The organism is Ruminococcus sp. YRD2003 (genome assembly GCA_900109435.1).
In the GTDB taxonomy this organism is placed as follows: Bacteria; Bacillota; Clostridia; order Oscillospirales; family Ruminococcaceae; genus Ruminococcus; species Ruminococcus flavefaciens_G.
The window spans coordinates 124,644-135,053 of record FNZT01000005.1 but is presented as its reverse complement, the minus strand read 5'-3'; the positions used below and the strand labels follow the sequence as shown (position 1 = coordinate 135,053).

General features: G+C 54.2%; 8 protein-coding genes and 1 pseudogene. 4 read left to right on the top strand and 5 right to left on the bottom strand.

The window, feature by feature from the left end:
• The 5 genes and pseudogenes from BMX22_RS16350 to BMX22_RS04770 form a co-directional block, all read right to left on the bottom strand.
• Positions 1-482 (bottom strand): annotated as a pseudogene (locus tag BMX22_RS16350) (hypothetical protein); the annotation flags it as partial.
• A gap of 55 nt (positions 483-537) precedes the next feature.
• On the bottom strand, positions 538-1,785 hold the full coding sequence (locus BMX22_RS04785; protein ID WP_074741155.1) for a glutamate-5-semialdehyde dehydrogenase: 1,248 nt from the start codon (positions 1,783-1,785) through the stop codon (positions 538-540).
• Between the two features lie 10 nt (positions 1,786-1,795).
• Entirely contained in the window at positions 1,796-2,599 is an 804-nt protein-coding gene (gene proB, locus BMX22_RS04780; protein ID WP_074741153.1) for a glutamate 5-kinase, read from the bottom strand.
• 12 nt (positions 2,600-2,611) lie between these two features.
• Complete coding sequence (locus tag BMX22_RS04775; RefSeq protein WP_074741151.1) at positions 2,612-3,562, bottom strand: D-2-hydroxyacid dehydrogenase; 951 nt, start codon at positions 3,560-3,562, stop codon at positions 2,612-2,614.
• Positions 3,563-3,565: 3 nt separating this feature from the next.
• Positions 3,566-3,985, bottom strand: a complete 420-nt coding sequence (locus tag BMX22_RS04770; RefSeq protein ID WP_074741149.1) for a hypothetical protein — start codon at positions 3,983-3,985, stop codon at positions 3,566-3,568.
• Between the two features lie 540 nt (positions 3,986-4,525).
• Here BMX22_RS04770 and rny point away from each other — a divergent pair.
• The 4 genes from rny (at position 4,526) to BMX22_RS04750 (ending at position 10,384) form a co-directional block, all read left to right on the top strand.
• Complete coding sequence (gene rny / locus BMX22_RS04765; RefSeq protein ID WP_074741147.1) at positions 4,526-6,103, top strand: ribonuclease Y; 1,578 nt, start codon at positions 4,526-4,528, stop codon at positions 6,101-6,103.
• A gap of 64 nt (positions 6,104-6,167) precedes the next feature.
• Positions 6,168-7,823 carry a hypothetical protein gene (locus BMX22_RS04760; protein WP_074741145.1) on the top strand — a complete coding sequence of 552 codons (1,656 nt, stop codon included), beginning with the start codon at positions 6,168-6,170 and terminating at the stop codon, positions 7,821-7,823.
• Between the two features lie 21 nt (positions 7,824-7,844).
• Positions 7,845-9,314 (top strand): O-antigen ligase family protein, encoded by a 1,470-nt coding sequence (locus BMX22_RS04755; protein ID WP_074741143.1) that lies wholly within the window; start codon positions 7,845-7,847, stop codon positions 9,312-9,314.
• Between the two features lie 203 nt (positions 9,315-9,517).
• A complete protein-coding gene (locus tag BMX22_RS04750; protein ID WP_074741141.1) occupies positions 9,518-10,384 on the top strand; it encodes a hypothetical protein in 867 nt (288 codons plus the stop codon).
• Positions 10,385-10,410: the final 26 nt, after the last annotated feature.

Here is a 10,410-nt window from a genome sequence, read left to right as displayed (position 1 = left end):
TTAGCCGCTTCGAGCCTCTGCCTTTCGGCTTCCTCGGCAGCTTTTTTAGCCGCTTCGAGCCTCTGCCTCTCAGCCTCCTCGGCAGCCTTCTTAGCTGCTTCGAGCCTCTGCCTTTCAGCTTCTTCAGCCGCCTGCTTTTCAGCTTCAAGACGTCTGCGTTCAGCCTCGGCGCGGTCCTTTTCGAGCTCCGCCTGTCTGATAGCCTCATAGTCGGGCAGGTCACCCGAGATGACTATTCTTTTCTTCTTGGGCTGTTCGGGAGCTGCCTGAACGGGTGCAGCAGCAGTCTGAACAGGCTCCTCCTTCTCATGAGAGAGCGTGCTGAGCAGGTCGTCGACCGACATATGGTCGATCTTTTCCTCGCTCTTGCTCGGCTTGTGGACGGGAGCAATGGGCGCGGGCGCCTTATTGACGGGCGAAGCTGGCTCAGTGCCGATTTTAAGGTTATTCAGCATATCGTCAAGGTCTTTTCTGATAGCCATGATTCCCTCCTGGATTTGTTTGGCAGAAGACTGCCGAAAAATGTCAGTACCTGAATTATCTTATCTGACCGTTACCGTCGATCAGGTACTTTACTGTCGTGAGCTCTGTGAGACCCATGGGACCTCTTGCGTGGAGCTTCTGCGTGGATATGCCTATCTCTGCGCCGAAACCGAACTCACCGCCGTCGGTGAAGCGGGTCGAAGCGTTGACGTACACAGCCGCCGCATCGACTTCGCTGCGGAACTTAGCCGCGGAGGCAAGGTCACTCGTGACGATACACTCGGAGTGGCGTGTGCCGTACTTTCTTATATGGGCGATAGCCTCGTCGATATCGTCAACGACTTTCACGGCGATGATGTAGTCGTTGAACTCGGTCGCGTACTCGGTCTCGGTAGCCTTCTCGATGTTCTCGCCGAGTATCTCCCTTGTCCTGTCGCAGCCGTAGATCTTCACATTGTGAGCCTTGAAGCGCTCGGCGATGACGGGCAGGAAGTCCGCCGCGATGTCCTTATGTACGAGCAGGCTCTCTATTGCGTTGCACACCGACGGACGCTGAGTTTTCGCATTGTCGGTGATATTGGCAGCCATCTCTATGTCTGCGGAAGCGTCAACGTAAACGTGGCAGTTGCCCGCACCCGTCTCGATAACGGGGACTGTAGCCGTGGTGACGACCGCCTGAATGAGGCGCGCACTTCCTCTCGGTATGAGCACGTCGACATATCCGTTGAGCTTCATGAGCTCGTTTGTAGTCTCGCGCGAGGTATTGTCCACGACCTGTATCACATCCGCGGGGAGCCCCACGCTCGCGACAGCCTCACGCATGATGCGTCCGAGGCAGATATTGGAGTTGATAGCCTCCTTGCCGCCCTTGAGTATGACAGCGTTGCCCGCCTTGAGGCAGAGAGCCGCCGCATCGACGGTGACATTGGGGCGCGACTCGTAGATAATACCAATAACACCGAGCGGGACGCGCGTCTTTGTGATGTGAAGACCGTTTGGACGAATACCGCCTCCGATGACCTCACCGATAGGGTCTTTGAGCGCGATGAGCTCATCAACGCCCTTGGCGATGCCTGCGATGCGGCTCTCGTCGAGCTTCAGGCGGTCCTGCATGGCATCGGAGATACCGTTGTCTTTTGCGGCAGCGAGGTCCTTGGCATTTTCGGCGATTATTTCAGCCGCATTTGCGATAAGAGCCTTTGATATAGCCGCGAGGGCTTCATTCTTCTTAGCCGTGCCCGCGCCCGCGATAACAGGCTCGGCAGCCTTGGCATTTATACCCAGATCCTGCGTATAACTCATGATTCACACCTCAGTTCGATAATTTCTTAGCTTTGAATATAGTACCTATCTCCGCGTCCTCGAAGAGGTCGTAGAGCTTTTCGGGGTCTTTTCCGTTCATGATGACCATGTCGATGCCCGCCTCTGTCGCAATCTTGGCGGCGTTTATCTTAGTGGACATCCCGCCTGTTCCGAGGCTGGTGCCCGCACCGCCCGCAACGCGTTCTATCTCGGGGGTTATCTCCTCCACGACGTGTATCGGCTCCGCGTCGGGGTTAGTGCGCGGGTCGTCGGTGTAGAGCCCGTCGATGTCGGAGAGAATGAGCAGGAGGTCGGCTCCCGAGAGCTCCGCAACGAGTGCGGACAGCGAGTCATTCTCGCCTATTTCGAGTTCCAGCTCGTCGATAGCGATAGTGTCATTTTCGTTGACTATCGGGATAACGCCCATACCCACGAGGGTCTCGACAGCGGTCTTGAAGTTCGCGCAGTGGCTCTGGTTGTCGATTATAGCCTTTGTGAGCAGTATCTGCGCCACCGTGACGCTGTACTTCGCGAACATATCGTCGTACACGTGCATGAGCTCGCACTGCCCGATAGCGGCGACAGCCTGTTTGATGTTGGTCTGCTTCGGCTTTTCGGGGAGCCCGAGCTTGCCTGCGCCGAGACCTACAGCTCCCGACGAGACCATAATTATCTCACGTCCCGCATTGTGGAGGTCGGAAATGACCCTGACGAGGTTGGTCATGCGGCGGATATTGAGCTTGCCCGTTTTATGAGCGAGGGTAGAGGTGCCGAGCTTGATGACGACCCTCTTTTTTTCGGATATATTTCTCATGGTATGCTACCTTCAGTTGACTTTATTCGTTGGCGAGCCGTCGAGCCACGCGCGGATATTCCCGCAGACGATGTCCACGAGGCGTTTTCTGGTCTCGAAAGCCGCCCATGCCGTGTGCGGGGTAATGGTCAGATTTTTCGCGTGTTTCAGGGGCGTATCGGGAGACATGGGCTCCTTTTCGAGGACGTCCGCATACGCGGCGGCTATCCTGCCGCTGTTGAGAGCCTCTGCGAGGTCTGCCTCATTGACCACAGGTCCGCGTGAGGTATTGATAAGAACAGCGGTCGGCTTCATCACGCCGAGGAGCTCGCTGTTGACGAGCCCCCTTGTCTGCTCGGTGAGCGGGCAGTGGAAGGTGATGACGTCCGCCTTTTTAGCGGCGGTCAGCACATCGGTTACCTCATACGGGCAGTTGGTCGGCTTTGTTCTCGTGCTGACGACGATGTTCATACCGAAAGCGGAGCCTATCTCGGCGACGCGTCTGCCAATCGAGCCGTAGCCCACTATCGCGAGTGTCTGTCCCGCAAGCTCGGCAGTCGGTATCGGGAAATACGAGAAAGCGGGAGAACGCTCCCATTCGCCGTTTTTTACGGCGTTATCGTAGTCGCGTATGCGGCTGTAGCGGTCGAGTATGTACGCAAAGACCTGCTGAGCCACAGCGTTAGTGGAATACTGTCCCGCATTGCAGACGGTTATCCCTTTTTTCGCGGCGTAAGCGACATCGACGTTATTGTAGCCCGTCGCGAACAGTCCCACGTATCTGAGGTTCGGACAAGCGTCCATGACCTCTTTTGTAATGAGCACCTTATTGCAGAGGACGATATCCGCATCGCCGATATTGGCGGCGGTCTCCTCGGGCTTGGTCAGGGAGATGACCTTCACGTCTCCGAACTGCTCGAGAGCCTCGGTGGTGATGTCACCGCTAACGCTGACGGTATACCAGTCAAGAACAGCTAATTTCACGGCTTATTCCTCATCCTCGTCGTCGTCATCATCGTCATCGCTGTCTGCCTCGTTGTCCGCAGCGGGAGCATCAGCCTCATCATCTTCAGCGGGAGCGTCAGCCTCAGCGGACTTGGCGGAAGCCTCTTCGGGCTTATCCTTGAAGAAGAATGTGGTGATGAACGCACATAACACGAGCACAGCCTCGACAGCGCCGAGCGTATAGAACCATGCCCTGTTCTCGGAGATCCAGATCGTGAGCGAGAACGGTATCGCGAAAGCGAAAATGAGCTGATAGGGCTTCTTATCGGTAACGAAGCGATAGAGGAAGAAGATGAGCCCGACGATAGCGAAGCCGACGTGCATCCCGAAAGGGAAGGGGAAGAGATTGGGATTTTCGATCTCTGCCTCGGAAAGGGTAGTGAGCATATTTATATCTATCATTATGTAACTCCATTCTCCGCAGTGAAGCGGGATAAGATGATGTATTATTCTGAAAATCTTTTTACAGAAAAAGATACGCTTTTATAAGTATAACACATTACAAAAAAAATAGCAAGATGCGCGGGCAAATTTTTTTCATGCCGAGAGCGCATAACGTACGGACGGCACGCCGCGAACACAGGTTTACAAATTTAATTTTATCCTCTTCGTAATAAATCACGGAAAATCTATTGACAGAAACGCAAAAAAAGTGTATAATAACTATGTTGTATTTATTTGCAAAAATATTGCTTTTGGCAGTAATTGCAGCTTTGTTTTAAATCATTCCGCAGCACGGGCGATAAAAAAACAAGCCGTCGGCGGATAAGATATATGAACAAAAAGACGGGCAAAGAGCCCAATTTTACAAGCAGTGCCGCGAGGGGCGGCATTCTTATCAATATATTTTAACAAATGAATAAAATAAGCGGCATTTACCGCCTTGAGTAATAATGGTTTTATGATACAAACAAATGTTACGAAAAGGAGGTAATGCACTGTATGGATCCTGTAATTGCAATCATACTCATCGCAGCTGCTCTCATCGCAGGCGCGGCAGTAGGCGCACTTGTCGCCTACAAGAAAGGTGTGACCGCGGGCGTTGAACAGCGCAAGCACGAGGCTGAGACTATGGTCGGCTCTGCCGAGCAGCAGGCTGCACGCATAGTCGAGGATGCCGAGAAGGACGCCGACAACAAGAAGAAGAGCGCCCTTATCGAAGCAAAGGATGAGATACATAAGCTCCGCAGCGAGGCGGACAAAGAGATCAAGGATCGCAGGGCTGAACTGTCACGTCAGGAAAGACGTATGCAGCAGAAAGAGGAGAATCTCGATAAGAAGACCGATAACCTTGAAAAGAAGGAGGACACTCTCAACCAGAAGATAAAGAGTGCCGACGAAAAGCTCAAGGAGGCTGAGTCGATAAAGAAGTCTCAGATGGATATTCTCGAGAGGATCTCGGAATTCACAAAGGATCAGGCAAAGGAATACATCCTTTCAACACTTGAGGACGACCTTGTACACGAAAAGGCTGTAAAGGTGCAGGCATATGAGCAGCTCCTCAAGGACGAATGCAACGAAAAGGCAAGAAGCTACATCTCGCTCGCTATCGCAAAGGTAGCCGCGGATCAGGTATCGGAGGCAGCCGTTTCCGTAGTACCTCTCCCGAATGACGAGATGAAGGGCAGGATAATCGGACGCGAGGGACGCAACATACGCACCCTCGAGACCCTCACGGGCGTCGACCTCATCATCGACGATACGCCCGAAGCGATCACGCTCTCATGCTTTGACCAGATACGCCGCGAGGTGGCAAGGATAGCACTTGAAAAGCTCATCGCCGACGGACGTATCCACCCCACACGCATCGAAGAAATGGTCGATAAGGCTCGCCGCGAGGTAGAGCACCGCATCAAGCAGGAGGGTGAGAGAGCCGTCATCGAGACCAATGTCCACGGCCTCAACCACGAGCTCATCAAGCTCCTCGGACGTCTGAAGTTCCGTACCAGCTACAGACAGAACGTCCTCGACCACTCGATAGAAGTTGCGCAGCTCTGCGGCGTCCTCGCCTCCGAGCTCGGAGTTGACGCCAACATGGCAAGACGTGCAGGACTTCTCCACGATATCGGTAAAGCACTGACATCCGAGATAGAGGGCTCGCACGTACAGATAGGCGTTGACGTATGTAAAAAATACAACGAAAATCCTGTTGTTATACACGCTGTCGAAGCTCACCACAACGATGTTGAGCCGAGAACAGTCATTGCCTGCATCGTTCAGGCTGCCGACGCTATTTCCGCTGCAAGACCTGCCGCAAGAAGCGAGAACTACGAGAGCTATATCAAGCGTCTCCAGAAGCTTGAGGAGATATGCACCTCTTACGAGGGCGTTGATAAGTGCTTTGCAGTTCAGGCAGGCCGCGAAGTCAGGATCATGGTTGTTCCCGAGGTCATCAACGACGAGAAAATGGTACTCGTTGCAAGACAGATCGCTCAGCAGATCGAGACTGAAATGGATTACCCGGGTCAGATCAAGGTCAACCTCATTCGCGAGAGCAGAGTTTCAGACTACGCAAAATAATCGGTCGGCTGCGGACATTATTGTCCGCAGCCGTTTTTGTACCTTCCAATAAGGAGCTGATATGATGAGAGCACTGATAAAGAAGACCGCAGCAGTTCTGCTCGCCGCAGGAGCCGCTGTCTCAGGTGTACTTTCCTCCACCCTCTCCGCCTCAGCGGATTGGAAACGTGTAAGCTATGTCGGCGACCTCAACAGCGACGACAAGTTCACCGTTGCCGACCTCGTTATCCTCACAAGGTACGTGCTCGGCGCCGACTCTCTTCCCGATACGGGCGTCTACGATATGGACGGAGCGTACTACCTCACGGGAGTGCGCAGCGAGATAACCTCCCTCGGACAGGAAGCGATCAGGAGCGGTGTCAAGTACTTCCAGCTTGCGGATATCGACCAAGACGGGGTGATAGATACCTTTGACCTTGTCGCAATGCGAAAGATAGTCATCGACCCCGAAAATGCGGAGCTCATCTACCGCTGGTATCCCACGGAGGAAGACCCGCGCTACATAGACGCTCCGATATACGACCTCTACGGCTCGATGCCGTCGCAGGGCGAGGGCAGAATGGTCGTTTTCAGCGTTGAGTTCCCCGACCTGAAGTTCGACTACAAGGCATCTACGGACGAGGTCGAGCAGGCGCTCTTCGGCGAGGCTGACACCAACAGCAGGAAATACCCTCTCGAAAGCATTTCCGCCTTCTACGAGCGCTCATCCAAGGGCGCCATGCACATGAGCGGAAAAGCTTATGAATACACCGCAAAGCTCCCGATATCCAACTATGAGGGCGACATATACCACGTAAAGCTCATTAAAGAAGTGCTCAGCGCATTCGATGAACAGATAGATTACAGCGACTATGATGCCGATAGCGACGGTATCATAGACTGCATTATGTTCATCGTTCCGAGCGATGCGGGAGATTCAGACTGGTGGCCTACTACGGGCATATTCGGCGATCACCGCAACACCTTCTATGACGGTCACGGGATAGGGCACATCGTTGTCGGCAACAAAAACATCACCGCCAAAAACGATTACAGCGGGTTCGTCAGCACCTACTCTCACGAGCTGGGACACGCTATGGGTCTCCCCGACTATTACCTCTACAACGTTGACGACTTTCAGGGTATGCACGGCTCGGGAGGCTTCGAGCTCATGGACGACGCGATAGGCGACTTCGGCGCAGCATCGAAGCTTATGCTCGGCTGGTACAAGGAAGGACAGGTCAGCGTATTCGACAGCACACAGGGCGAGCAGGAGTTCACCCTGTACAACAGCGAGACCGATGACGGCAGCTGCGTGATAATCCCCCGCGGCACGCTTGCCGACAAATACCGCTCGGAGTTTTTCATCATCGAGTACACCACTCTCGACAACAACAATCTTCGTCTGAAGGACTACTGGTGGAAGAGCACGGGAAGCGGAGTCCGCATATACCACGTCGAAGCAACGCAGAACAACAACCTCACGTTCCCGAGTTGGAAGTACGCAAGCGGCAACGACACAGAAACCAACTACAATAAGGGTATCCGCTTCATACGGCTCGTAGGCGAGGGCGACGACACCACCGACAATCTCTTCCGCGACGGAGCCGTCATCGACAGCCGCACAAGCGGCTTTGCGTGGTACGGCACGGACGGCTCGCAGTCCGTTGATACGGGAATATCGTTATCCGTCCGCAAGGGCGAGGGCGATACCTACACAATAAAGGTCAAAGCAAACTAAGGCAAAGGAAAGGTCACACATATGGCTAAGGAAATATTCCACACAAGTGAAAAATCAAACTTCATTCTCAATCTGACCGAGGAGAAATATTCCAAGCTCGCCTCGTTCGGACTGCTCACGGCGCTGTTCACGACCTCGCTCGCGACGGCTGTCCCCGTAATAGTACACGATTCCCTGCATGAGCTCTCCGCCGCAGGACTTGCGATATCAGGCGTAATATGTATGATACTCGCACTCATCGCGCTCATCAAGAAGTACGTCAGCGGCAAGCTCGTATTTCCCGTCTGTGCATTTGCGGCGATGCTGCTGTGGGGCGTCGTATCGCTCATAAACTCCTACGATGTGGGGATATCCTTCTACGGCTACAACGGCAGAGGCGAGGGACTGCTCGCGCTGGTATTCTACCTCTGCTTCTTCATCACAGCGGCATCAATAAAGCGCGAAAAGGCGCTGAAGACCGTGATTTACGGTCTTGCGGGGCTCGGACTGCTCAACTCTGTATTCGGACTGATACAGGTATTCACGGGCAAGATAAGCAACTACCGAATGGTATCCATAGAGATACAGCCCAACGCAGCCTCGGGACTTTCCCAGTCGCCGCTCTTTCTGGCGATGGTGCTCACCCTCGTGATAACCTCGTCGCTCATCGCGGCGGTGTCGGTCGAGGGCAAGGCACGCAAGACCTTCTTCCTTGCGACAGCGGCGATATGCTCGTTCACGATGATGTTCACCTACTCGTTCATCGGCATCTGCGGAGCAGTATTCGCGGTCATAGCAGCCGCCGCAGCGATTTTCAGGCTCAAAGCCGCAAAGGCATGGCTTGCCTCGGTGCTTGCGGTCATAGTTCCCGCAGCCGCCGCTGTATGTCTGGTTCAGGCAGGACTTATCGGCAACATCTCAAGCTACCGCCTGTACGACGGACGCATTCTCTGGTTCGCGGATTCCTACTACCGCATATCGGCAAGCGGCGAACCCGATCCCACGCTTGTTGACCTCGACGACACCTATGACGTTTACTATACGCTGAACCGCAAAGCAATGAACATCATAGGCACACATCCTCTCACGGGAACAGGTCCCGAGCAGCTCGTATTCCCTCAGCTCTACACCTTTGGTGATTCGGGCGCTGACGAAAACTCGCCTATCGCAGACATAGTAATGGTCAATAAGGGCACATTTGACAAAGTGTACAACGAGTATCTGTATACAGCGGCGACCCGCGGCATACCGTCACTTATCGCACTTATTGCAGTGCTCGTGCCTGTACTGTGGGTCGGAGCGAAGAGAACGAAAAAGGGCACATGGGCACAGACCTGTATGTTCATACTCACGCTTGGCGGAGCCCTGATATTCTTCATCGGGTGCAGCAACACAGCATTCTCGCCGATATTCTGGAGCGTTGCGGGCTGTTCGATAGCACAGCTTGCAGTTCCCGCAAAGGAAAAGGAAGCCGTCCCCGCCGAGGAAAAACCGCAGACAAAGAAAAAGTAAGCCAAAAAGCTGCTCGTCAGCGCTATGCCTATGGGTACAGCACTGACGGGCAGCTCATTTTGTAAAGGCAATATCGCGCAGTAACACAGTTCCATCAGCCCGCATAATATAAAATGCAGCACCGCACAGAGCATACGCTGAAGAAAGGGTGCAAAGCCGTCAGGCGGGATTTGCGCGGTGCTGCCGAAAAAGGAGGGAATACAATGGCGACATTTTACAATCAGGCGACGCTTTCCTACAACGGGAACGTAACTGTTTCAAATATCACAACAGGCGAGATACTTGACACCGTATCCGCGACGAAGACCCCGCTGACCGAGACCTACACACAGGGCTCGGACATCACCTACGCAGTAAGCGTGCTCAACACAGGCACAGCGGATCTCACGGGACTGACCGTGACAGACGACCTCGGCAGCTACAGCTTCGGCGCCCCCGAGAGCAAGCTTGTCCCGCTGACCTATGTGGAGGGTACGGCGAAGCTGTTTGTAGACGGCGCAGTGCAGGCAGACCCGACAGTCACCTCAGCGAGCCCGCTCACGATCACGGGCATATCCGTACCTTCGGGCGGCTCGGCGATCATCATGTATGAGGCGTCGGTGAACCAATTCGCACCGTATGGTGAGGATGCGGGCATAACAAACACAGTCGAGATAACAGGCATCAGCAAGACAGTCCTTGCGACAGCCTCCGCGACGATAACGCCCGAGGACGGCGCAGAGCTCACGATAACGAAGACACTGTCACCCGTCACGGTATCGGGCAGCGGCGAGCTGACCTACACCTTCGTGATACAGAACAGCGGCAGCACCGCGGTAACGGATGCTGACAGCGTCATCTTCACGGATGTATTCGACCCCGCGCTGAACATCACGAGCGTGACCTACAACGGCGCACCGTGGTCAGCGGGAACGAACTACACCTACAGTGAAGACACGGGACTTTTCACCACACCCGAGGGACAGATAACGGTTCCCGCAGCGGATTACGTGCAGGATCCCGATACAGGCGCATGGAGCGTACAGCCGGGAACATCGTCAATAGTAATCACAGGCACGCTCATCAGCTGAGCGCAGTCCCGACACAGCATAAAGGG